This window comes from Pseudomonas sp. P5_A12 (assembly GCF_056400685.1).
Window position 1 is genome coordinate 1 of record NZ_JBFUKU010000022.1, and the last position, 22,281, is coordinate 22,281.

The 22,281-nt window shown below is 59.8% G+C and carries 22 protein-coding genes, 1 pseudogene and 1 riboswitch; of the genes and pseudogenes, 8 read left to right on the forward strand and 15 right to left on the reverse strand.

Features of this window, described 5'->3' with window-relative positions; genetic code table 11:
• Positions 1-160, forward strand: a pseudogene (locus tag AC1DSG_RS05405) (acyl-CoA thioesterase); the annotation flags it as partial.
• 125 nt (positions 161-285) lie between these two features.
• Here the strand turns inward: AC1DSG_RS05405 and AC1DSG_RS05410 are convergent.
• Complete coding sequence (locus tag AC1DSG_RS05410) at positions 286-690, reverse strand: acyl-CoA thioesterase (protein ID WP_477789940.1); 405 nt, start codon at positions 688-690, stop codon at positions 286-288.
• Between the two features lie 192 nt (positions 691-882).
• A riboswitch (S-adenosyl-L-homocysteine riboswitch) is annotated at positions 883-985 on the forward strand.
• A gap of 23 nt (positions 986-1,008) precedes the next feature.
• On the opposite strand from AC1DSG_RS05410, the gene ahcY reads away from it, so the two are divergent.
• From ahcY to AC1DSG_RS05430, 4 genes are all read left to right on the forward strand, one after another.
• Complete coding sequence (gene ahcY / locus AC1DSG_RS05415) at positions 1,009-2,418, forward strand: adenosylhomocysteinase (protein WP_477789941.1); 1,410 nt, start codon at positions 1,009-1,011, stop codon at positions 2,416-2,418.
• A 185-nt stretch (positions 2,419-2,603) separates the two neighbouring features.
• On the forward strand, positions 2,604-3,449 hold the full coding sequence (gene metF, locus AC1DSG_RS05420; protein ID WP_477789942.1) for a methylenetetrahydrofolate reductase [NAD(P)H]: 846 nt from the start codon (positions 2,604-2,606) through the stop codon (positions 3,447-3,449).
• Between the two features lie 124 nt (positions 3,450-3,573).
• On the forward strand, positions 3,574-4,389 hold the full coding sequence (locus AC1DSG_RS05425; RefSeq protein WP_477789943.1) for a substrate-binding periplasmic protein: 816 nt from the start codon (positions 3,574-3,576) through the stop codon (positions 4,387-4,389).
• Between the two features lie 223 nt (positions 4,390-4,612).
• Positions 4,613-6,487: a DEAD/DEAH box helicase gene (locus tag AC1DSG_RS05430; protein ID WP_477789944.1), complete on the forward strand. Its 1,875-nt coding sequence runs from the start codon at positions 4,613-4,615 to the stop codon at positions 6,485-6,487.
• A 65-nt stretch (positions 6,488-6,552) separates the two neighbouring features.
• Here AC1DSG_RS05430 and AC1DSG_RS05435 read toward each other — a convergent pair whose 3' ends face one another.
• The 3 genes from AC1DSG_RS05435 to AC1DSG_RS05445 form a co-directional block, all read right to left on the reverse strand.
• Positions 6,553-7,140 carry a YceI family protein gene (locus AC1DSG_RS05435; RefSeq protein ID WP_477789945.1) on the reverse strand — a complete coding sequence of 196 codons (588 nt, stop codon included), beginning with the start codon at positions 7,138-7,140 and terminating at the stop codon, positions 6,553-6,555.
• A 32-nt stretch (positions 7,141-7,172) separates the two neighbouring features.
• Positions 7,173-7,724, reverse strand: coding sequence for a cytochrome b (locus AC1DSG_RS05440; protein WP_477789946.1), 552 nt, complete (start codon positions 7,722-7,724; stop codon positions 7,173-7,175).
• A gap of 262 nt (positions 7,725-7,986) precedes the next feature.
• Positions 7,987-9,717 carry a flavin monoamine oxidase family protein gene (locus AC1DSG_RS05445; RefSeq protein ID WP_477789947.1) on the reverse strand — a complete coding sequence of 577 codons (1,731 nt, stop codon included), beginning with the start codon at positions 9,715-9,717 and terminating at the stop codon, positions 7,987-7,989.
• Between the two features lie 223 nt (positions 9,718-9,940).
• Between AC1DSG_RS05445 and AC1DSG_RS05450 the strand changes: the two genes are divergently transcribed.
• Both AC1DSG_RS05450 and AC1DSG_RS05455 read left to right on the forward strand, forming a co-directional pair.
• Positions 9,941-11,347: an adenosylmethionine--8-amino-7-oxononanoate transaminase gene (locus AC1DSG_RS05450; RefSeq protein ID WP_477789948.1), complete on the forward strand. Its 1,407-nt coding sequence runs from the start codon at positions 9,941-9,943 to the stop codon at positions 11,345-11,347.
• A 129-nt stretch (positions 11,348-11,476) separates the two neighbouring features.
• Entirely contained in the window at positions 11,477-12,196 is a 720-nt protein-coding gene (locus tag AC1DSG_RS05455; RefSeq protein ID WP_477789949.1) for a 16S rRNA (uracil(1498)-N(3))-methyltransferase, read from the forward strand.
• Between the two features lie 96 nt (positions 12,197-12,292).
• Here AC1DSG_RS05455 and trhA read toward each other — a convergent pair whose 3' ends face one another.
• A complete protein-coding gene (gene trhA / locus AC1DSG_RS05460; protein WP_223518097.1) occupies positions 12,293-12,910 on the reverse strand; it encodes a PAQR family membrane homeostasis protein TrhA in 618 nt (205 codons plus the stop codon).
• 48 nt (positions 12,911-12,958) lie between these two features.
• On the opposite strand from trhA, the gene AC1DSG_RS05465 reads away from it, so the two are divergent.
• On the forward strand, positions 12,959-13,888 hold the full coding sequence (locus AC1DSG_RS05465) for a LysR family transcriptional regulator (RefSeq protein WP_477789985.1): 930 nt from the start codon (positions 12,959-12,961) through the stop codon (positions 13,886-13,888).
• A gap of 111 nt (positions 13,889-13,999) precedes the next feature.
• Here AC1DSG_RS05465 and madM read toward each other — a convergent pair whose 3' ends face one another.
• From madM to AC1DSG_RS05515, 10 genes are all read right to left on the reverse strand, one after another.
• Positions 14,000-14,764: a malonate transporter subunit MadM gene (gene madM, locus AC1DSG_RS05470; RefSeq protein WP_007945463.1), complete on the reverse strand. Its 765-nt coding sequence runs from the start codon at positions 14,762-14,764 to the stop codon at positions 14,000-14,002.
• Between the two features lies 1 nt (position 14,765).
• Positions 14,766-15,182 (reverse strand): malonate transporter subunit MadL, encoded by a 417-nt coding sequence (gene madL, locus AC1DSG_RS05475; protein WP_007945464.1) that lies wholly within the window; start codon positions 15,180-15,182, stop codon positions 14,766-14,768.
• 64 nt (positions 15,183-15,246) lie between these two features.
• Positions 15,247-16,158, reverse strand: coding sequence for a malonate decarboxylase subunit epsilon (gene mdcH / locus AC1DSG_RS05480; RefSeq protein WP_477789950.1), 912 nt, complete (start codon positions 16,156-16,158; stop codon positions 15,247-15,249).
• On the reverse strand, positions 16,155-16,775 hold the full coding sequence (locus AC1DSG_RS05485; RefSeq protein WP_477789951.1) for a malonate decarboxylase holo-ACP synthase: 621 nt from the start codon (positions 16,773-16,775) through the stop codon (positions 16,155-16,157). The genes mdcH and AC1DSG_RS05485 overlap by 4 nt, the downstream gene beginning before the upstream one ends.
• Positions 16,769-17,572: a biotin-independent malonate decarboxylase subunit gamma gene (gene mdcE / locus AC1DSG_RS05490; RefSeq protein ID WP_477789952.1), complete on the reverse strand. Its 804-nt coding sequence runs from the start codon at positions 17,570-17,572 to the stop codon at positions 16,769-16,771. Before mdcE ends, AC1DSG_RS05485 begins: the two co-directional genes overlap by 7 nt.
• A complete protein-coding gene (locus AC1DSG_RS05495; protein WP_477789953.1) occupies positions 17,569-18,432 on the reverse strand; it encodes a biotin-independent malonate decarboxylase subunit beta in 864 nt (287 codons plus the stop codon). The genes mdcE and AC1DSG_RS05495 overlap by 4 nt, the downstream gene beginning before the upstream one ends.
• Positions 18,425-18,724, reverse strand: a complete 300-nt coding sequence (locus AC1DSG_RS05500; protein ID WP_477789954.1) for a malonate decarboxylase subunit delta — start codon at positions 18,722-18,724, stop codon at positions 18,425-18,427. Before AC1DSG_RS05500 ends, AC1DSG_RS05495 begins: the two co-directional genes overlap by 8 nt.
• Positions 18,724-19,587, reverse strand: coding sequence for a triphosphoribosyl-dephospho-CoA synthase (locus AC1DSG_RS05505; protein ID WP_477789955.1), 864 nt, complete (start codon positions 19,585-19,587; stop codon positions 18,724-18,726). Before AC1DSG_RS05505 ends, AC1DSG_RS05500 begins: the two co-directional genes overlap by 1 nt.
• Positions 19,587-21,257: a malonate decarboxylase subunit alpha gene (mdcA, locus tag AC1DSG_RS05510; RefSeq protein WP_477789956.1), complete on the reverse strand. Its 1,671-nt coding sequence runs from the start codon at positions 21,255-21,257 to the stop codon at positions 19,587-19,589. The genes AC1DSG_RS05505 and mdcA overlap by 1 nt, the downstream gene beginning before the upstream one ends.
• Before the next feature lie 326 nt (positions 21,258-21,583).
• Positions 21,584-22,168: a nucleotidyltransferase domain-containing protein gene (locus AC1DSG_RS05515; RefSeq protein ID WP_477789957.1), complete on the reverse strand. Its 585-nt coding sequence runs from the start codon at positions 22,166-22,168 to the stop codon at positions 21,584-21,586.
• Between the last annotated feature and the right edge of the window lie 113 nt (positions 22,169-22,281).

Here is a 22,281-nt window from a genome sequence, read left to right on the forward strand (position 1 = left end):
GACCTGCGAAGTACGTAACAAGATCACCCGCAAAAGCATCCTCACAGTGGAAAAGATGGTGTTCGTCAACCTGGGTGAAGACGGCTTGCCGGCGCCCCATGGCCGCACCGAGATCAGATACGTCAAAGACCAGTTTCAGGATGATGTCGCCGGCGAGTGAGATCGGCGGCGCGCCCATCGCGAGCAGGCTCGCTCCCACATTGGATCTTCAGCGAACACAGCTTTTGTGCTCGACAGCGATTAAGTGTGGGAGCGAGCCTGCTCGCGATGGGCGCGCCGCCGATCTCACTCGCCGGCGACATCATCCTGAAACTGGTCTTTGACGTATCTGATCTCGGTGCGGCCATGGGGCGCCGGCAAGCCGTCTTCACCCAGGTTGACGAACACCATCTTTTCCACTGTGAGGATGCTTTTGCGGGTGATCTTGTTACGTACTTCGCAGGTCAGGGTGATCGAGGTGCGACCGAACTCGGTAGCGGTGATACCCAACTCGATGATGTCGCCCTGACGCGAAGCGCTGACGAAGTTGATTTCGGAAATGTACTTGGTGACAACGCGCTGGTTGCCCAGTTGAACGATGGCATAGATCGCCGCTTCTTCATCGATCCAGCGCAACAGGCTGCCACCGAACAGCGTTCCATTGGGATTGAGGTCTTCAGGTTTTACCCATTTGCGGGTGTGGAAGTTCATGGGGGGCTCCGGGGTGTTTGAGCGATTGCGGTAGGTGTGCCCCCCAGCTTCAAGTTTCAAGCTACAAGCTTCAAGTAAAAAGCGGTCCGCTTGCAACTTGTCGCTTGCAGCTTGCAACTTAAAGCTCAAAGAAAGCTATAATCGCCACCGTTTCAAAACGGTCATCYTCGGTTGATACCGTTTTCCCGCCACCTGTCCGAGGGGCGCTGCAGCAGGTTCGACCTGTCAGGCTCGGATGGGGCGTTGCTTGGCTGTGATCAGCCAGACACTAAACGCACAACGGCGCCCATTCGCATACATTACGAATGGAGGCTCTTCATGAGCGCTGTTATCACGCCTGCAGATTTTAACGATTACAAAGTGGCCGACATGTCCCTGGCTGCCTGGGGCCGTCGCGAAACCATTATCGCCGAATCCGAAATGCCTGCCCTGATGGGTCTGCGCCGCAAATACGCTGGTGAGCAGCCGCTCAAAGGCGCGAAAATCCTCGGCTGCATCCACATGACCATTCAGACTGCCGTGCTGATCGAAACCCTGGTTGCCCTGGGTGCCGAAGTGCGCTGGTCGTCCTGCAACATTTTCTCGACTCAAGACCAGGCCGCTGCCGCTATCGCTGCTGCCGGCATCGCGGTTTTCGCCTGGAAAGGCGAGACTGAACAAGAGTACGAGTGGTGCCTGGAGCAAACCATCCTGAAGGATGGCGCGCCTTGGGATGCCAACATGATCCTCGACGACGGCGGCGACCTGACCGAGCTGCTGCACAAGAAATACCCGGCGATCCTGGACCGCGTCCACGGCGTCACCGAAGAAACCACCACTGGCGTTCACCGCCTGCTGGACATGCTGGCCAAGGGCGAGCTGAAAATCCCGGCCATCAACGTCAACGACTCGGTGACCAAGAGCAAGAACGACAACAAGTACGGCTGCCGTCACAGCCTGAACGACGCGATCAAGCGCGGTACCGACCACCTGCTGTCCGGCAAGCAAGCGCTGGTCATCGGTTACGGTGACGTGGGCAAGGGCTCCGCTCAGTCCCTGCGTCAGGAAGGCATGATCGTTAAAGTCTCCGAAGTTGACCCGATCTGCGCCATGCAAGCCTGCATGGACGGCTACGAGCTGGTTTCGCCGTTCATCGACGGCATCAACGACGGCACCGAAGCGAGCATCGACAAAGCACTGCTGGGCAAGATCGACCTGATCGTGACCACCACCGGCAACGTCAATGTTTGCGACTCGAACATGCTCAAAGCCCTGAAGAAGCGCGCTGTTGTCTGCAACATCGGCCACTTCGACAACGAAATCGACACCGCTTTCATGCGCAAAAACTGGGCGTGGGAAGAAGTGAAGCCACAGGTTCACAAAATCCACCGTACCGGCCCGGGCGCTTTCGACGCTCAGAACGACGACTACCTGATCCTGCTGGCCGAAGGCCGCCTGGTTAACCTGGGTAACGCCACCGGTCACCCAAGCCGCATCATGGACGGCTCGTTCGCCAACCAGGTGCTGGCACAGATCTTCCTGTTCGGCCAGAAATACGCCGACCTGTCTCCAGCCCAGAAAGCCGAGCGCCTGACGGTTGAAGTACTGCCGAAGAAACTCGATGAAGAAGTGGCCCTGGAAATGGTCCGCGGTTTCGGCGGCGTTGTGACCCAACTGACCAAGACCCAGGCCGACTACATCGGCGTGACCGTCGAAGGTCCGTTCAAGCCGCACGCTTACCGGTACTGACAGCAGCTGCGAGCTACAAGCTTCAAGCGGCAAGTAAAAGCAGTTCGTTTACTTGAGATTTGAGGCTTTCTGCTTGCTTCTTCATCGCTATTACGCAGCCGTGAGTTGCACGCTTCAACTACAAGAGTCGGCGCTACGCCCTCTTACAGCTTGAAGCTTGCAGCTTGTAGCTGGAGGCCCCCTCCATGTCCCAAGACCGTCGCTACAGCTTCGAGTTCTTCCCTACGAAGACCGATGCTGGGCATGAAAAGCTGCTCGCCACTGCCCGTCAGCTGGCCACGTATAACCCCGACTTCTTCTCCTGCACCTATGGCGCTGGCGGTTCGACTCGTGATCGCACCCTCAACACCGTGTTGCAGCTAGAAAGCGAAGTGAAAATCCCTGCCGCACCGCATCTGTCTTGCGTGGGCGACAGCAAGGACGACTTGCGCGGCCTGCTGGCCCAGTACAAGGCTGCCGGCATCAAGCGTATCGTAGCCCTTCGCGGTGACCTGCCTTCGGGCATGGGCATGGCCAGCGGTGAAATGCGCCACGCCAACGACCTGGTCGAATTCATTCGTGAAGAAACCGGCGATCATTTCCACATCGAAGTCGCCGCTTACCCGGAAATGCATCCGCAAGCGCGCAATTTCGAAGACGATATCGCCAATTTCGTGCGCAAAGCCAAAGCTGGCGCCGACAGTGCGATCACCCAGTACTTCTTCAACGCCGACAGCTACTTCTACTTCGTCGAGCGTGTACGGGCGACGGGCGTAAATATCCCGATCGTGCCGGGGATCATGCCGATCACCAACTACAGCAAACTGGCGCGCTTCTCTGACGCCTGCGGCGCGGAAATTCCACGCTGGATCCGCAAACAGCTGGAAGCCTACGGCGACGACACCCAAAGCATTCAACGCTTTGGTGAACAGGTCATCACCGAGATGTGCGAACGCCTGTTGCAAGGTGGTGCACCTGGACTGCACTTCTACACACTGAATCAGGCCGAAGCGAGCCTGGCGGTGTGGAACAACCTGAAGCTGCCGCGCTGAAACAGTGCAAAACCATAAAAAGGCTCTGGCGAAATCCAGGGCCTTTTTTATGCAATGTGCCTGGTGTCAGAGCTTCTGGATCGGGTTTCTGGCTCTTTATGATTTCTCGTCGTAATCTCAGGCCATGCCCTTGATTTCACAGTTTATGACAGTGCTGTTTTTTACTTGCCTGAGCTTCGCCGCTCATGGCGAGAGGCTGCGCATTGTCACTGAGCCCTGGGCGCCTTACGTCTACGAGGAAAATGGCAAAGCCTTGGGGCTGGATTACGAAACCACGGCCATCGTCTTCAAACGCCTGGGGATCGAAGTGGACTGGCAGTTCCTGCCGTGGAAACGCTGCCTGTCGATGCTCGAATCAGGTCAAGCAGATGGCGCGCTGGATATTTTTCACAGCAATGAGCGTGACGTGATCCTGCTCTATCCCGCTGAACCGCTCTCGGAAGTCGAATTTGTGATGTTCTACGCCGATGACCGGCCGTATCCGTTTCGCACCCTGTACGACCTGAAAGGCCTGACCATCGGCACCTCGCCGGGCTACCTCTACAGCAAGGACTTCAGCGAATCGCCGCTGTTCACCCGTGAACCGGCGCCGACCCATGAAGCCAATTTCGGCAAGCTGGTGCGAGGGCGGATCGACCTGTTGATCACTGATCGCCGGGTCGGCCAGCACTTGCTCGATCAGTTGGGCATCCGCGACAAGATTACTGAAAACCCGACTGTCATCAGCCACCAGAGTCAGTATTTGGCGGTACGTAAAAATGCCGGCATGGATTTACTGGTGCAGCGTTTCGGTGCCGAGCTCAAGCGTTTCAAGCGCGAACCTGCCTACGCGCAATTGAGCGCCCGTTACGGGGCGCAACCCGATGCCGCCATCGACATAAACAATCCCACCGCAACCACTGCAAAAACCGTTGAGCAGCAGGAAAGCGGCGCGCAGTGATTGCTCTGTTATACTCCGGCCTTCCCGCCAGGCTCACGCCCGGACGCTCGGACTTGTTAAAGGCATCTTGACCCCGCTACAGCGCAGCTCTTCAGCCCGCGCGAGCACTCCAGACGAGCTTTCAAGGCCCAGCAGGACCGGACGGGATTGCGTTCTTCTTAAACGCCATTCGCGCCAGGCAAGACTCCCATTGGGCCAAGCCCTAACTAAAACAGGATTACTCATGTCCTTTGCTTCCCTCGGTCTCTCCGAGGCTTTAGTCCGCGCCATCGAGGCAGCGGGCTATACCGAGCCTACTCCGGTGCAACAGCGGGCCATTCCCGCCGTGTTGCAAGGTCGCGACCTCATGGTTGCGGCTCAGACAGGTACTGGTAAAACCGGTGGCTTCGCCCTTCCGATCCTGGAGCGGTTGTTCCCTAACGGTCACCCGGACAAATCCCAGCGTCATGGCCCGCGCCAACCGCGCGTACTGGTCCTGACCCCGACCCGCGAACTCGCGGCTCAAGTCCACGAGAGCTTCAAGGTCTATGCCCGTGACCTGAAGTTCGTCAGCGCCTGCATCTTCGGCGGCGTCGGCATGAACCCACAGGTTCAGGCCATGTCCCGTGGTGTTGACGTGCTGGTGGCCTGCCCTGGTCGCCTGCTCGACCTCGCCGGCCAAGGCAGCGTCGATTTGTCCCACGTGGAAATCCTCGTGCTGGACGAAGCCGACCGCATGCTCGACATGGGCTTTGTCCATGACGTGAAAAAGGTGTTGGCCCGCCTGCCAGCCAAACGGCAAAACCTGCTGTTCTCGGCGACGTTCTCCAAGGACATCACCGACCTCGCGGGCAAGCTGCTGCACAACCCGGAACGCATCGAAGTCACGCCACCGAACACCACGGTCGAGCGTATCGAACAGCGCGTGTTCCGTCTGCCAGCCAACCACAAGCGTTCGCTGCTGGCCCACCTGATCACCGCTGGCGCCTGGGAACAGGTGCTGGTGTTCACCCGCACCAAGCACGGCGCCAACCGCCTGGCCGAGTACCTGGACAAACACGGCCTCAGCGCCGTCGCGATCCACGGCAACAAGAGCCAGAACGCCCGCACCAAAGCCCTGGCCGATTTCAAGGCCGGTGAAGTGCGCATTCTGGTGGCCACCGACATCGCCGCTCGCGGTCTGGACATCGACCAGTTGCCACACGTGGTCAACTTCGAACTGCCAAACGTCGACGAAGACTATGTTCACCGTATCGGCCGTACTGGCCGTGCCGGTCGTTCGGGCGAGGCGATCTCGCTGGTCGCGCCGGACGAAGAAAAGCTGCTGAAAAGCATTGAGCGCATGACCAAGCAGAAAATTGCCGACGGCAACCTGATGGGCTTCGACTCCAGTGCTGTAGAAGCCGAGAAACCAGAAGTGCGCGAGCGTCCGGATGTGCGTAACCCGCGCAATCCACGTGGCCCACGCGGCGACGGCCCGAACGGCACCGGTGGTGGCGGCGGTCGCAAGGACAAAGGCAAGGACAAGGGCGGCAAGGAAAAACCTGCCGCCACTGGCCGTGGTGATCGTCCGGCACGTGAACACAAGCCACGCGAAGGCACCCCGGCTCGCGAGCAACAGCGCCCGGCCCCTCGCGCCGCTGCTGACCGTGCCCCGGACGAGTTCCTGGACGACGATATCGATAACTTCGGTAACCGCGTTGATTACGTCCCACAAGCCAAACCGGCTCAGGGCCGTGGTCGCCGTCCGGGTGCTCCGGCACAAGGCACGGCCGCTGGCGCAGGTGCTCCACGCACCGGCGGCAAGCCTCAGGGTCGCCAAAGCGGTCCGCGCAGCAGCGACGGCGCCACCACCGGCACGCCGCCGGCCAAGCGCAGTGGCCCACGCAGCGGTGCGCCACGTGACGGTCAGGCCCGTCGCGAAGAAGGCCGCAACCGTCGCCCTGCTCGTGACGATCAGCCACGTTCGGAACCGGCCGTACAAAACCCGCGCAGTCCAGCGCCGAAGATCATTCACAAGGAGTCAAAAACAGATCGTTTCCCGACTCCTGAACAACTTGATCAACTGCCAGGCCGCCCGCGTGGCGAAAAACCAGCGTTGCTGACTCGCAATCGCTAAGTTTTTCCAGCCATAAAAAATGCCCCTGATCTCGCGATCAGGGGCATTTTTGTTTCTGCGAAAAATTACTTCGCTTTCACACCTTCAAAGCTCACGTACATTTCAACCGCGTCGGACGATGGGCCGAGGTCTTTCTGCTTGCCGAAATCGGAACGTTTGAGGGCGAAGGTGCCCTCGAAACCGGCACGGTAGCCGCCCCATGGATCCTTGCCTTCACCCAGGAAAGTGGCCTTGACCACGATTGGCTTGGTCACGCCAAGGATCGTCAGGTCGCCAGCCACGTCGGCAGTGTCTTTGCCCGCGGCGTTTTTGCCGGTGGGTTTGACGCTGGTGGAAACAAACGTGGCTTTGCTCCCGTTCAGGAAGTCTTTGCTGGAGATGTGCTTGTCACGCTCAGCGTTGTTGGTGAAAACGCTCGCAGTGTTCACATTGAACTCGATCTTGCTGTCTTCTGGCTTGGCAGCATCAAAGCTGAACTTGCCGTCGATGTCCTTGAAGGTACCAGTGATGAAGCTGTAGCCAAGGTGGCTGATCTTGAAGTCAACGAAGGCGTGCTGGCCTTCCTTGTCGACGATGTAGTCAGCAGCCATTACGTTACCGGCGGACAGCAGAGCGGAACCGATTGCCAGAGCAGCGAGTGTTTTTTTCAACATGCTTTCTATTCCTTTGGAGTCGAGGTTGAACATCAGGCTTTGCGGCCCAGCATTCGTTTCAGGGTCGCATCACGATCGATAAAGTGGTGCTTCAGTGCTGCCAATGCATGGAGACCGGAAAAAATGACCAGCGCCCAAGCCAGGTACAAATGAATCACACCGGCGGTGTCTGCCTGGTCCGGTAGTCCGGACACCAGTGCAGGAACTTCAAACAAGCCAAACACCGGAATCCCGACACCCTCTGCGGTGGAAATCAGGTAACCGGCAATCATCACAGCAAACAAACCGAAATACAGGAACAAATGACCGAATTTCGCACCCTGGCGCGTCATGCGGCTATAGCTTTCCAGTGCCGGTGGCGGCGGGCTGATGAAGCGCCACAGCAGCCGTATAACCATGACGGCCAGCAGCACAAGCCCAATGCTCTTGTGCAATTCCGGCGCTTCTTTGCGCCAAGTGCTGTAGTAGTCGAGATCGACCATCCACAATCCCAATGCAAACAGACCGAAGACTGCCAGCGCCACGCCCCAGTGCATGAAGATGCTGACCCAGCCGTAGCGAGAGGTAGAGTTTCGTAATTGCATTGCCGAGTCCCTGTAAGTGCTGGCCCAAGACTAACGAGTTATCTATCGAATTAAAGCGGAAAATTTTGCTTTGAAATATCGAGAAATACGATCAAGAGCTTGAAATAAGCGTGTTAAGGAAAGATTAAAGACCACTGTGTGAAAAAAAATGAAAATCCAACTCGATAACACCTGCGCCCCAGGGTTTATTCGGTTCCTGATATTGGTTTTCTTCAGGCATAAAAAAACGCGGCATCTCTGCCGCGTTTTTTAAGCCCAACGCTTACTGCGCCTTGGTAACCGTTGTCGCTGTCGCAGCGGGTTTAGTCGCTGGTTTCTTCACCGGAGCCTTTTTGGCTTCGGTTTTGGCTGCCGGCTTCTTCGCCGGGGCTTTGGCCGGTGCCTTTTTGGCAGGCTCGGCTTTAACTGGCGTTGCAGGCTTTGGTGCTTCAACCGGTGCCGGCGCAGCTACCGGGGCTGGAGCCGGTGCGGGTGCGGGTGGAGTGACAGGCTCGGGTGCCTTGACTGGCTCTGGCTTCTTGGCGTCATCCGAACCACCAAACAGGTTGCTGAAGAAGTTACCTTTCTTCGCCGCCACTGCGCCGGCCGCCGCGGCGGTCGCCACTTTCGCCGGTTCAAACGACTTGCCCGCCGCCAGGTCTTCAACCTGACTGGCCGCACGTTGACCGGTGCGCAATGCACCTTCCAGGGTGCCTGGATACAAGGTATCGGTGTGTTCGCCGGCAAAGGTAACACGCTGAATCGGACGTTCCCACAGGCGCCAGTACTTGCTGAGCTGGCCCGGACCGTAGGCCAGGTAAGCGCCGCCCATCGAAGGGTCGGTGCTGTAGCGGCGCAGTTCATAGCCGGTGAACGAACCACGCGCCTGCGGATAAAAGGCGTGCAGGCGAATCAGCACTTGATCGACGACTTGTTTGTCACCGAACGCCTGCATCACGCGCGCGTTGTCGCCGGCCAGGTTGATCACCACATTGGCGCCGCCCTTCGGCGCCGGCTCGATCCACAACATGCCAAGGCCGGTGTTGCTGAAGATCTCGCCGGACATGCGTGCTTTGGATTCCCACACCGGCGTCTTGAATTTCAACATGATCTGGTCGCGCCAACCGTAGTTGGTGCCTTTGATGGCACCCATGTGCTGGGCATCCAGCGACGGGGTCATCTGGATCTTGCCCAGTGCGCGCAACGGCACAGCCAAGACCACGTAGTCAGCTTGATAGCCGACGCTACCGACTTTGACGGTCACGCCGTCCTTGTCCTGAGTGATCGACGAGACCGGGGAGTTGGTCTTGATGGTTTTCAGCTGTTTGACGAACGCGTCGGCCAGCATCGGGCTGCCGCCCACCAGTCGCGAAGCACGCAGATCACGATCGGAGGTGCCACGGTAGACACGGCTCTGTTGTGCGAAGTACAGCAACGACAGACGCGAAGGTTCGTCATAGCGGGTACGAATTTGCTGATTCACCAACTGACGGGCCGTGGCGGGCAAGTTCAGGCGATCGAGCCAGTTGGCGACGTTGATCTGGTCCAGCGCGAACAGTGTGTTGTTGGCGGCCGGGTTTTGCGGGTCGTCAATCGAGCGCGCCAGATCATCCAAGGTTTTTTCGTAGCGCTTGAGCGCTTCGGCAGTGGCCGGTTGCTTGGTCGCAAGATCGGCGGCGGTGAAATATTCACCGTCGATCAGGTAGCTCGGCGTGCGCACGAATTCAGGCGCTGGCGTAGTATTCAGCTTGAAGGTCGACACGTATTTGTTCAGCACCGGCTGAGTCTTGTCGTTGCCGATCCACTCGCTGGTGGCCATACCGGAGCGACCACCCAGGCTCGGCTTGGCTTCCAGCAGCGTGACCTGCCAGCCTTTGTTCTGCAGCTCGTAAGCCGCGGTCAGGCCAGACAGCCCGCCACCGATCACGATCACGGTTTTATCCTTGGCCAGCGCAGACACGCTGAACAGCCCCAACATCACCAGCGCACAGGCGCGCAGCCAACCGACAGACATTCAGCGAACTCCGGAAATACATGTGGAAAAAAGCAGTTTTACGAGTCAGTCGACTCCAGGAACCGCGCAGGATACGTCAGGCTTCAGACGCCCGCCAGCAACGTCTATCGCCCCATACAAAGTAGCTCAATCGACACAATGGGTTGTCCCCACGCCACGCATTGCATAGGCTTGCGCGATTGTTTGCCCGCCTACGTCGCGGGTAGCCTCGAGGAGACAGAAAATGGGCCTGAATAAACAGTGGATGGAACGCGATCTCGCGGTGTTGTGGCATCCCTGCACCCAGATGAAAGACCACGAACAGCTGCCGCTGATCCCGATCAAACGCGGTGAAGGTGTGTGGCTGGAAGACTTCGAAGGCAAGCGCTACCTCGACGCTGTCAGCTCCTGGTGGGTCAACGTGTTCGGCCACGCCAACCCGCGCATCAACCAGCGCATCAAGGATCAGGTCGATCAACTGGAGCACGTGATCCTCGCCGGCTTCAGCCATCAGCCTGTAATCGAGCTGTCCGAGCGGCTGGTAAAGATGACCCCGGAAGGCCTGACCCGGTGCTTCTACGCCGATAACGGTTCGTCCTGCATCGAAGTCGCGCTGAAAATGAGCTTCCATTACTGGCTCAACCGCGGCCAGCCGAACAAGAAGCGCTTTGTCACCCTGACCAACAGCTACCACGGTGAGACCATGGCGGCGATGTCGGTGGGCGACGTGCCGCTGTTCACCGAAACCTACAAGGCGCTGCTGCTGGACACCATCAAGGTGCCGAGCCCCGATTGCTACCTGCGCCCCGAAGGCATGAGCTGGGAAGAACACTCGCGCAACATGTTCGCCGCCATGGAACAGACCCTGGCGCAGAACCATGACAGCGTCGCGGCAGTGATCGTCGAGCCGCTGATCCAGGGCGCCGGCGGCATGCGCATGTACCACCCGGTTTACCTCAAACTGCTGCGCGAAGCCTGCGACCGCTACGGCGTGCACCTGATCCACGACGAAATCGCCGTCGGCTTTGGCCGCACCGGCACCATGTTCGCCTGCGAACAGGCCGGCATCCGCCCGGATTTCCTTTGCCTGTCCAAGGCCCTGACCGGCGGTTATCTGCCGCTGGCGGCCTGCGTAACGACCGAGGACGTCTACAGCGCCTTCTACGACGACTACCCGACCCTGCGCGCCTTCCTGCATTCGCACAGCTACACCGGCAACCCGTTGGCGTGCGCTGCTGCACTGGCGACGCTGGATATCTTCGAAGAAGACAACGTCATCGAGAACAACAAGGTCCTGGCCCAGCGCATGGCCTCCTCCACCGCGCACCTGGCTGATCATCCGAACGTCTCTGAAGTGCGCCAGACCGGCATGGTGCTGGCCATCGAGATGGTCAAGGACAAGGCTACGAAAGAAGCCTATCCATGGCAGGAGCGTCGCGGCTTGAAGGTGTTCCAGCACGCACTGGAACGGGGTGCTTTACTTCGTCCTTTGGGCAGCGTGGTGTATTTCCTGCCGCCGTACGTGATTACGCCGGAGCAGATCGACTTTCTGGCCGAAGTGGCCAGCGAAGGCATCGACATCGCGACGCGCGACAGCGTCAGCGTGGCGGTGCCGAAAGACTTCCATCCGGGCTTCCGTGATCCGGGCTAACACTTCTCGTTCCCACGCTCTGCGTGGGAATGCAGCCGGGGACGCTCCGCGTCCCAAAAGCGGACGCGAAGCGTCCGGTGAGGCATTCCCACGCAGAGCGTGGGAACGATCAAATTAAAGAGACCCAGCATGAGACTGTCCCGCTTCTTTATCGACGCCCCCCTGAGCACCGGCGAACACGAGTTGCCCGAAGCCCAGGCCCATTACATCAGCCGCGTGCTGCGCATGGCCGAGGGCGATGCGTTGCAGCTGTTCGACGGTTCGGGCCACGAGTTTCGCGCCACGCTGGTGGAAGTCGGCAAAAAGCGCGTTGTGGTGCAGATCGATGAAAGCTTCGCCGGCCAGGTCGAGTCGCCACTGGCGATCCATCTGGGCCAGGGCCTGTCCCGTGGTGAGCGCATGGACTGGGCAATTCAGAAAGCCACCGAATTGGGCGTCACTGAAATCACCCCGATCTTCAGCGACCGCTGCGAAGTCCGGTTGAAGGACGAACGCGCCGACAAGCGCCTGATGCACTGGCGTCAGGTGGCGATCAGTGCCTGCGAGCAATGTGGGCGGTCACGAGTGCCGGTGATTCATCCACCGCTGCTGTTGGCGGACTGGTTGAAGCAGACTGAAGCGCAGTTGAAGCTGGTTCTGCATCCGGTGGCGGAGCCGTTGGTGAGTCATGCGAAACCGGGGACATTGGCGTTTCTGATTGGCCCGGAAGGTGGATTGTCCGATGCTGAAGTCGATCAGGCCAAGTCGGCTGGTTTTCATGCTGCCCGACTGGGTCCGCGGGTTTTGCGCACAGAGACTGCGCCCGTTGTTGCGCTAGCGGTCGCCCAACAGCTTTGGGGGGACTTCTAGGGCCTCATCGCGGGCAAGCCCGCTCCCACAGGGATTTTTGGTGATTCGCCGATTCAATGTGGGAGCGGGCTTGCCCGCGATGGCCGCGACGCGGTCTTAAAGGACATAAAAGAAAATCGCCACAAAATGCAGCAAGCTCCCGGCAATCACGAACAAATGCCAAATCCCGTGGGCATGCCGCAGCCGGTGATCGAGGGCAAAGAAGATAATGCCCACGGTGTACAAAATCCCGCCCGCCGCCAGCCACGCAAACCCCGCCGTGCCCAACGCCGCCAGCAATGGCTTGACCGCCACCAGCACGATCCAGCCCATCACCGCGTAAATCACGATCGACAGAATCCGCGCTTCCGAGCGCGGCTTGATCTCTTGCAGGATGCCGATCAGCGCCAGCCCCCAGACAATCCCGAACAACGTCCAGCCCCACGGCCCGCGCAGGGTCACCAGGCAGAATGGCGTGTAACTGCCGGCAATCAGCAGGTAGATCGAAAAGTGATCAACCTTCTGCATAATCGCTTTCTTGCGCCCGCGCACGCTGTGGTAAACCGTCGAGGCGCTGTACAGCACCATCAAGGTAAAACCGTAAATCGCCACGCTGACAATCTTCCACGGACTGCCGTCCATGCTGGCGATGACCAGCATCCACACCACCCCGACCGTTGCCGCCACGGCCCCGACCAAATGCGTCCAGGCGTTCAATCGTTCCCCGTGATACATGCAGTGCTCACCTCAAAATTCACTGCAACATCGCGCAAACTGTAGGAGCTGTCGAGTGAAAAGAGGCGGCTCGACGAAGAATTGACCCTGAAAAAACTCGAGGTGTTCCTGGCCTTCATGCGCACCGGCAATCTGGCCCGTGCCGCCGCCGAGTTGCAAACCAGCAACGTCAGCGTGCACCGAGCGATCCACTCCCTGGAAAGCGCCCTGCGCTGCCCGCTGTTCAAACACGAAGGACGCAACCTGACGCCACTGGAAAGCGCTTACGTGCTCGAAGAACGAGCACAGAAGCTGATTCAGGACGTGGTCGAAACCGTGCGCCTGACCCGCGAAGCCGCAGGCTTTTCCGCTGAACGCTTCAAGCTCGGTTCGCTGTATTCACTGACGGTGAAGACCGTGCCGCAGCTGATCATGGGCCTGAAAATCCGCCGCAGCGAACTTAACATCGACTTGATCCTCGGTTCGAACTTCGACCTGCTGTACAAGCTCAAGAACATGGAAGTAGACGCAATCCTGGTATCGCTGGACGAGAGCGTCAACGACCCGGACTGTGAGCAGATACCACTGTTTTCGGATGACATTTTTCTCGCCACGCCAGCGGATTCGAAGTTTGCCCAACGAACCGAAGTCGACCTGGCCGAAGTGCGTGATGAGACGTTTATTACCCTGACGCAGGGCTTTGCCACGCACCAGGACGGTAATCGGGTGTTCAAGCAGGCGGGGTTTGAGCCGAAAGTGGCGATGCAGGTCAACGACATCTTCACCCTGCTGAGCATGGTCAGCTCAGGGGTGGGTTATGCGTTGCTGCCGGGAAGGATTGCGGCGGTGTATGAGAACCGGGTGAAGCTGATTCCGTTGCAGGAACGCTATCGGTTGCAGCAGCACATTGGCGTGGTGTTCTTGAAGGCCAAGGAGCGCGATCCGAACATGCTGGCGTTGTTGGCAGAGTGCCGGATGTACGCCAATCGCCAGGCCTGAAATCGTGTCGCCCCCTTCGCGAGCAAGCCCGCTCCCACATTGGAATGCGTTCCCCTGTGGGAGCGGGCTTGCTCGCGAAGGCGGCCGATCACTCAATAGAGAAATCAGCCCCTAGCCGACAATCCCGCGAACAATGAAGTACAACAACGAAGGCCCCAGCAAGCAGCCAAGCCCGGTGTGGAACGTCGCCGTCAACGCGCCATATGGCACCAACCGCCGATCCGTCGCCGCCAGCCCGGCCGTCACGCCGCTGACCGTACCGGCCAACCCGCCAAACACCATCGCCGAACGCGGATTATCCAGGCCCATCCAGCGCGCCGCCATCGGCGTGCCGACCATCACCAGAATCGCCTTGATCAACCCGGTGGCAATCGACAACGCCATCACATCGGAACTGGCGCCAATCGCTGCCCCGGTCACTGGCCCGACGATGTAGGTCACCGCTCCCGCGCCGATGGTAGTCATGCTGATCGCATCACGATAACCAAACGCCCAAGCCATGCTCGCGCCGACAATGAACGGCAAAATGGTGCCCAGCAAAAGCGCAATCACACCAATCAACCCGGCCTTTTTCGCTTCGGTGGCCTGAACTTCGAATGCAGTGGCGACAATGGCAAAGTCGCGCAGCATTGCGCCGCCCATCAAACCAATGCCCGAGAACAATGTCAGGTCCGCAAGGCCTTTTTGCCCGCCGGTCATGGTTCCGCCAACCCACGCCAGGACCAGCCCGATAACAATGGCAATCGCCGAGCCGTGAATCCTCCCGAATGTCAGCCGCTTCGACAAGACAACCGATACCCACATGATTACGCCAACAAATGCGAACGCGGTGACCAGACTGTTCGTGGTCAGGCCTTTCTCGATGGATTCCCACATATCAACGACCTCCTACAGGTGTGCCGACCGGGGTAATGTCCACCGGTTCATCGGGCAAGGGTTCGCCTTTATGCGTCCGGCTGATCAAGGCGATGGTGCAGCCACAGAGCACCACCGAGCCGATCGCCGCGAGCACCGCCACTGGCCCGCCATGCAAGGCCGTCACCACGTTTTGTTGCGCGGCCATCGCGACCACTACCGGAATGTACATGGCGCCCCAGAAACCGACGCCCATCTCGCAGTCCTTGGTCATGCCGCCGCGCTTTTGCATCCACAACCGCGCGCAGATCAGCAGGATCATCGCGATCCCGACCCCGCCAACGTTGGATTTAACGCCCAGCAACATGCCAAGCGCATCGCCCATGATCACTCCCGCCAGCGTACAGATCGCCAACAGCGCCACACCGTAAATAATCATTGTTGTAGTCCTCAAAGTGCATCGTCGAATGTTGTTTTTTTTGTTCGAAGGCCTGAGTCGGGATCTAAGGTTGGCGGCTTCCCTCCTCACGCAACAGCGCCTGCAAGGTATCGAGCCGCGCACCGTCGAAGGCAATCACGGTGCCCTGCTCGAACAACCGGCGCGCCAGCCCGGTCAGCACCGCACCGGGCGGCAGTTCGATCTGTAGACGTACACCGCGCTCGTAAGCGCTTTGCACGGTGCCGCGCCAATCAACGACGCGGCACATGTTGAAAGCCAGGTCGTCGCGCAAGGCTTCAATGTTGATGACGGGCCGGGCGCGGCTGCCGCTGAGGTAACCCAACGACGGCGTTTTCAGCGGCACCTTGGCAAAAGCTTCGGCCAGGGTTTTAGCCGGCGCATCCAGCAGCGGACAATGGGACGGCACACTGACCGCCAGCCGTTTGGCCAGACCTGCACCGCTACGTTTCGCCAGCACCGCCACCGCGTTCATTGCCCCGTCGCTGCCGGCAATCACTATCTGGTTATCGGCATTGATATTGGCCAGGTACACCGGCGTGTCGACGCTATGAACCTGTGCCAGCAAGCCTTCCACTGTGGACAACTCCAGGCCGATGATCGCGGTCATGCCGTAGCCCTGTGGATAAGCCTGCTGCATCAACTCACCGCGCAGGCTGACCAGGTGCAGCGCATCGCTGAAACTCAAGGCACCCGCCACCACCGCCGCCGGGTAAGCGCCGATGGACAATCCGGCCACGTAATCCGGCGCCATGGCTAATTGGCGTGATGCCGCCACACCGGCGATCAACAGACACAGCTGGACCGCACGGGTCGACTTCAAGGCCTCGGCGCCATCCAGCAACAAAGCGTCTTCGCCGAGCACTTCACTCGCCTCGTTCACCGTCTCGCGCGGCAAACGCTGGAGCATGCCTGGCTGCTGCGCGCCCTGGCCGGGGAACACCAGCAAACTGCTCATGCGGCTTGCTCCTGCGGATTCCACGGATCGCTCACCAGACAGGCTTCACTGACATTTTTCAACAACACACGACGTGCCGAACCGGCCCATTCGCGCAGGGCCACAGCGCCAAACGGCGTCTGCAACTGCATGTCCACCGGGCACACAGCCGCATCAAGAACCTTAACCAGTGCCTGCGCCTGAGAACGCTCCAGCGCTTGCGGCGTGCGCAGAATCAAGTCGAGATCACTGCCCTCGTGCAACGCAACAAAGCCGCTGGCCAATTCAAACCCGGCGCTGCCGCTGACACCCCACACCCAACCACAGTCATCGAGTATCGGCCGCAATTGATTGAGGGCGCGCAGTGCAGGCAAGTCCCGATCCGTCGAAACGTGACAAAGGTCTTCCGGTTTGACCCGCCGCTGAATCCCATCGGCCGACATCACCGTCGCATAACGCTGTTCACGCAAGCGCCCACGCACGCCGACCGCGACCAGACCCGGCGCGCTCACCGCACGCCGAACCACCACGGGCTGCCCCGCGCTTAGCGATTCGCTCACCCACGCAGGCGCGTCCGCAGGCAACTGTTCCAGGGTCATCCCCCAGAGCAGATCGTGGGCCATAAGCGTGTTCACCACTGCGCTCTCAACAGTTGGCGAACCTTGCTCGACGCCCCGCGATTGCTCGCACCCAAGCGGCTGCTCAGATCGCAACCGTGGGCAGCTACATCGCCAATCGCCTGATTCAGGCATTCAGCCACCCGCGCCAGATCGGCTGCCGTCGGCTGCTCAATCTGTTCCACCGACAGGGTTTCCCACAACAAACCGAGACTGGCGTAGCTGTCGATGTCATAGGCCATCGGCGGTACGCTCGCGGCCAGCGCTTCAAGTTCTTCAACGCTGCGCAAGGTCACCCGCGCCACCGAGGCCTTGCCCATCGCATGCACCATCACACCCGGATCACGTAGCGCGATCAGTCGATTGGCCTGATAACCATGGGCCAGAAATGCGCCTGACATTGCCTTGCCCACCAGCAAACCAATCACCGCATGACCGGCCAAACGGGCGCGGGCATAACTGTCTGCCGCTCCGGCCAATGCCTGGTGAATGCCGAGGGCTTCTTCACGTCGACCATAAGCCTGGCTCGGCACATCGACGATGGCGATCAAGGCACGCTTGTGCGGTTTATCCACGTCAGCGGCGATCACTTCATCCACAGCCTTGGCCAAACCCCAGCCTTCCAGCAAACCAACTTCACCATTGCGAGCGCGGACGAAACGGTTGTCGGGGTCGGCAACCACTGCAATAAACCGCACCGGTTGGTCGCCCAATACTCCGTCGGCCACCTTCAAAGAAGCAGGCAAACCATCAATCGGGTTCGCACCGGTACTCAAGGCGTTGAACCAGTTCAAACCTCTCAGCGAGTAAGTGCTCATGAGCGCTCTCCTTGATACAGATCGCGAACCACTGACGGCTCGATTTGCGGTTCAGCGTCCAGCCGCGCCAAACGTTGCAGGAACAACCCGGCCTGTTGGCTACGGTGCTGCGCCGGCAAACCTTGCTTGAGCAATTCGCACACCTGCTGCTGAATCTGCGCCACATCATCGGCGCTATAACGATCCACCAAACCGCTGGCGAAACGCTGCTCGCCGCCGGTCAGGCTCCAGATGAAAGGACGGTCGCGGGAGTCGTATTCCTCAAGCCCGGCTTCCTGTTCGATGACTTGCGGGCCGTTCAGGCCGAGGCGCGCTTCCTGGGTCACCAGCAAATAACTGCACAACCCGGCGGCAATCGACATCCCGCCAAAGCAGCCGACACTGCCGGCCACCACACCAATCACCGGTTGGTATTGGCGCAGATCGACAATTGCTGCATGGATATCGGCGATCGCCGCCAGCCCGAGGTTGGCTTCCTGTAAGCGCACACCACCGGTTTCCAGYAGCAGCACGGCGCGGGTTGGAATGCCGTTGCGGTTGTCTTCAGCGGCCAGTTCCAGCGCACCGGCAATCTTCGCCCCGCCGACTTCACCGAGGCTGCCGCCCTGAAACGCACCTTCGATGGCGGCGATGACCACCGGCAATCCACCGATGCTGCCCTTGGCGATCACTACGCCGTCATCGGCTTGCGGCACCACGCCCTGGCGCTCCAGCCATGGCGACATGACCCGCTGAAACGGGTCGAGCAACTCGCGGAACGTGCCGCTGTCGAGCAAGGCCTTCGCCCGTTGCCGAGCACCGAGTTCGACGAAGCTGCGTCTTTGCAGGTATGGCTGCGAGAGTTCTGCGCTGTCAGTCATGGCTGATCTCCTCAAAGCCTTGCTCCAGACGCAAGCGCACCACGCCCGGTGTCGCGCCGAAATCGTGGATATCAATCGCCATCGCCGGCGGTGTCTGACCGTCGAACATACGCGCGAACAGATGTTGCCAGCGCTGCTGCGCGCCGTTGACCGAGGTCTGCACATTAATGGTCAGCTTGCCGGCCTGACCCGGTTCGATCAGCACTTCCAGATCGCCCGAGCCGACACAGCCCACCAATGTGCGACCGCGTGGCGGCTGCCCGGCGGGGAATTCAAAAGATAAGGTTTCCATCAAAAAACTCCCTGGATAAGGCTGTCAGCCGACTCTATGCGGTCGATGAACAGGCAGGCTGCGAGCAAGTCGGCAGCACCACCGGGCGAGGCATTCAACGCGATTAATTGTTCATCCAACTCATGCAAACGGCGGCGACCGGCGAGGCTGGCGCTGCCACCCGCGTCGAGTACGGCCTGGGCGCCAAGTTGCATGGTTTGCAGGCCCTCTTCACCCGCTCGGTAGAGCACGCAGGTATCGGCCAGTCGGGTCATGATCGCCAGCAAGGCATCGAGCCGGGCGTTCTGTTCACCGTGGCCGGCGGCGCGGCTGTGTTTGAGCTGCGGCAATGCCCGTTGAACCACAGAAGGGAAACCGAGTTGTGCTTCTTCACGGGCACCGCGGGCGCCGTAACGCTGGGCGACTTGGGCGCCGTGGCTTAGAGGTCGTGGTGCGTAACGGTCTTCGAGTAACGCCAGGCGTGCGGCGCGCAGGTTGATGGAACCGGCCGGCTCAAGCGCCGCAGCAGTGACCAACAGGCCCAGAGCCCAGATCGCCCCGCGATGGGTATTCACACCGCCCGTGGTGGCGAGCATCGCTTGCTCCCCTTCCCGGCCAATCCGTCCCACCGCTTCGCGCAGCGGCAAACCGATTTCGCCAAATTCGATAGCGGCTTCGGCCATTTCCTTGAACGCGGGCCAGAGTGACAACGCCGAGGCGTGCATCAGCCCCAGGTGCAAATCGGTGTGCGCGCCGTTGCCACGACGGTCGACCAGCGCCGGTTTCGGCGACAGGTCCGCTTCGTCTATCAGCGCATCCACGGCCAGGTCCGCCAAACGCTCGGCCAGAGTCAAGGTTTTCGGTTGCAGGTTAAGTGCGTGCATTACCAGCTCCTGAACTTGGCGGGCGGGTTGTAAAGGCCACCGGACCACTCGACCAGATCCGCCACGCTTTTCGCTGCGAGCAGTTCGCGGGTGGCGTCGGTGCGGCGGATGCCGAGGTCTTCTGGCAAGGCAATCAACCCTTCGCGGCGCATGCGCGCGGTGTCTTTCGGGTTGTGGCGCAGGCCGATGGCGGTCACCCCGGCGACGGCGGCAATCATCGCCTGGCGTTCTTCCAGCGAACGCGCCTTGTACAGATACGCGATGCCTTCTTCGGTCAGCAGGTGGGTGACGTCATCGCCGTAAATCATGATCGGCGCCAGCGGCATACCACTTTTCTTTGCCACTTCCACCGCGTCGAGGGTTTCGACGAAGGTCGGTTTTCCGCCCTCCTGAAAGGTCTCGACCATTTGCACCACGAGCTTTTTACCGCGTTCGAGCAAGGCTTCAGGCGCATCGTCATGGCGCATGTCGAGCCAGGCCGGCGTGCCATGACGGCGACCGCGCGGGTCATGGCCCATGTTCGGCGCGCCGCCAAAACCGGCGAGGCGTCCGCGGGTCACGGTGGAGGAATGACCATCGCCATCGACCTGCAGGGTCGCGCCGATGAACAGGTCCACCGCGTATTGCCCCGCCAGTTGGCAGAACATCCGGTTGGAACGCAGCGAGCCATCGCGCCCGGTGAAGAACACGTCCGGCCGGGCGGCGATGTAGTTTTCCATGCCCAGTTCGGTGCCGAAGCAATGCACGCTTTCGACCCAGCCGCTTTCAATGGCCGGGATCAAGGTCGGGTGCGGATTGAGCGTCCAGTTGCGGCAGATTTTGCCTTTGAGTCCGAGGGATTCACCGTAGGTTGGCAGGATCAATTCGATCGCGGCGGTGTTGAAACCGATGCCGTGATTCAGGGACTGCACGTTGTGTTTTTCGTAAATGCCGCGGATCGCCATCATCGCCATCAGCACGTGTACGGGCTTGATGTGCCGTGGGTCGCGGGTAAACAGCGGTTCGATGTAGAACGGCTTGTCCGCCACCACCACAAAATCGACCCAAGAGGCTGGGATGTCGACGCGAGGCAGGTCCGTTACGTCGTCCACCAATTGATTGACCTGAACGATGACGATGCCGTCGCTGAACGCAGCCGGTTCGATCAATGCGGGAGTGTCTTCGGTACTCGGCCCGGTGTAGATGTTGCCGGCGCGGTCGGCCATGAAGCCGGCGGAAAGCACGACGTTGGGAATCAGGTCGACCACCAGCCGCGCATAGAGCTCGATATAGGTGTGGATCGCGCCGACTTCCAGCAGACCGTCTTCCAGCAACTGGCTGATGCGCAGGCTTTGGGTGCCGGCGAAGGAGAAGTCGAGCTTGCGGGCGATGCCGCGTTCGAACAGGTCCAGATGCTCGGCGCGGCCGACGCTGGGCATGATCATGTGCAAATCATGCAGCTTGGCGGGATCGGCCTTGACCAGAGAGCGTGAAAGGAAATCCGCCTGCTTCTGGTTATTGCCCTCCAGCACCACGCGGTCGCCGGGCAGGATCAAGGCTTCCAGCGCCGCGACGATTTTGTCGGTGGGCAGAACCACACCGTCGGCGAGATCCTTGACCAACGCCAGACGCCGCTGCTTTTCGCTGCGCCGCCGCGTCCATCGCGAGTCGGGGGATATTGTTGTTGTCATGACCACTCCACGGGTTCGCTTTCGTGGGAGTCACCTTAGGAGTGTTGGGTGGGGGCATCAATCAAGCTGAGTGGTGGATCGTTACGGTCAGGGTAACGATAAGACAACCCCCGGTGGCGAGGGAGCTTGCTCCCGTTCGGCTGCGCAGCAGTCGTAAACCATTCCTCGCTGTGCACCTGATGCACATCGCTAACAGGATTTTGGGCCGGTTCGCGCCCCCAGCGCGAGCAGGCTCGCTCCCACAGGGGATTTGTGTGCACCGCAGATCCAATGTGGAAGTGAGCCTGCTCGCGATGGGGCCAGAACAATCACCGCAGATCTAAGTATTACGACGGATTTCCCCCCATCAGGTTGATCTTTTCCTGCTGTGCCACCCGCACGACAAAGCTGTTTTCAGCCGCCAGTTTTGCGGTCCAGTCGTCGGGGGTGTAGAGCGTCGGGTTGAGGACGCGGCCCAGTTGTTCTTCCAGTGGCATGAGCCGCTCCATCACTTCACTGTAGTGGAGGCTTTCGCCGATCAGCATGAGATCAATGTCACTGGATGCGTTTGCCGAATCCTTGGCAATTGAACCGTACACAAATGCCCAGGTGATCTGCTCGGCAAAGGGTTGCAGCGCCTGGCGTAAAGGCTCGGCAATACCAAAAGTCTTGCGGACGATGCCTGACAGTTCGGCATAGATCGGGCATTGCGGATTGGCTTGATAGTGGGTCTGGTTGCCCTGACGGCTCAGGGTCAGCACGCCGGCCTGCTGCAACCGATCCAGCTCGCGCATGAGGCTGCCTTTACCCACTTGAGCCCAGCGGGCGATTTCGTTGGCGTAAAAACTGCGGTCGGGTTTGCCGAACAACAAGCCCAGCACTTTTTGCTGAGTGGTCGTGAACAGGGCTTCGCTGAGGGAAAGGTTTTTCACAGTGGCAACCGATGAGTCCCAAAAAGGGAACGATAGGTCCCTTTTTGGGACTTTTCAACTTTCGCCGGTCGATTGGGGTTTTGTGTTTAAAAGTTTGTACGCAGGAAGGATTC

Excerpts from the sequence above, each read along its gene's own strand:
- mdcE (WP_477789952.1), bottom strand. The coding sequence starts at position 17,572 with ATGAGCACTTACTCGCTGAGAGGTTTGAACTGGTTCAACGCCTTGAGT.
- AC1DSG_RS05440 (WP_477789946.1), bottom strand. The coding sequence starts at position 7,724 with ATGCAATTACGAAACTCTACCTCTCGCTACGGCTGGGTCAGCATCTTC.
- AC1DSG_RS05430 (WP_477789944.1), top strand. The coding sequence starts at position 4,613 with ATGTCCTTTGCTTCCCTCGGTCTCTCCGAGGCTTTAGTCCGCGCCATC.
- mdcH (WP_477789950.1), bottom strand. The coding sequence starts at position 16,158 with ATGAGCAGTTTGCTGGTGTTCCCCGGCCAGGGCGCGCAGCAGCCAGGC.
- AC1DSG_RS05450 (WP_477789948.1), top strand. The coding sequence starts at position 9,941 with ATGGGCCTGAATAAACAGTGGATGGAACGCGATCTCGCGGTGTTGTGG.
- AC1DSG_RS05435 (WP_477789945.1), bottom strand. The coding sequence starts at position 7,140 with ATGTTGAAAAAAACACTCGCTGCTCTGGCAATCGGTTCCGCTCTGCTG.
- trhA (WP_223518097.1), bottom strand. The coding sequence starts at position 12,910 with ATGTATCACGGGGAACGATTGAACGCCTGGACGCATTTGGTCGGGGCC.
- madM (WP_007945463.1), bottom strand. The coding sequence starts at position 14,764 with ATGTGGGAATCCATCGAGAAAGGCCTGACCACGAACAGTCTGGTCACC.
- AC1DSG_RS05500 (WP_477789954.1), bottom strand. The coding sequence starts at position 18,724 with ATGGAAACCTTATCTTTTGAATTCCCCGCCGGGCAGCCGCCACGCGGT.
- AC1DSG_RS05505 (WP_477789955.1), bottom strand. The coding sequence starts at position 19,587 with ATGCACGCACTTAACCTGCAACCGAAAACCTTGACTCTGGCCGAGCGT.
- AC1DSG_RS05425 (WP_477789943.1), top strand. The coding sequence starts at position 3,574 with ATGCCCTTGATTTCACAGTTTATGACAGTGCTGTTTTTTACTTGCCTG.
- mdcA (WP_477789956.1), bottom strand. The coding sequence starts at position 21,257 with ATGACAACAACAATATCCCCCGACTCGCGATGGACGCGGCGGCGCAGC.
- madL (WP_007945464.1), bottom strand. The coding sequence starts at position 15,182 with ATGATTATTTACGGTGTGGCGCTGTTGGCGATCTGTACGCTGGCGGGA.
- AC1DSG_RS05410 (WP_477789940.1), bottom strand. The coding sequence starts at position 690 with ATGAACTTCCACACCCGCAAATGGGTAAAACCTGAAGACCTCAATCCC.
- metF (WP_477789942.1), top strand. The coding sequence starts at position 2,604 with ATGTCCCAAGACCGTCGCTACAGCTTCGAGTTCTTCCCTACGAAGACC.
- ahcY (WP_477789941.1), top strand. The coding sequence starts at position 1,009 with ATGAGCGCTGTTATCACGCCTGCAGATTTTAACGATTACAAAGTGGCC.
- AC1DSG_RS05455 (WP_477789949.1), top strand. The coding sequence starts at position 11,477 with ATGAGACTGTCCCGCTTCTTTATCGACGCCCCCCTGAGCACCGGCGAA.
- AC1DSG_RS05445 (WP_477789947.1), bottom strand. The coding sequence starts at position 9,717 with ATGTCTGTCGGTTGGCTGCGCGCCTGTGCGCTGGTGATGTTGGGGCTG.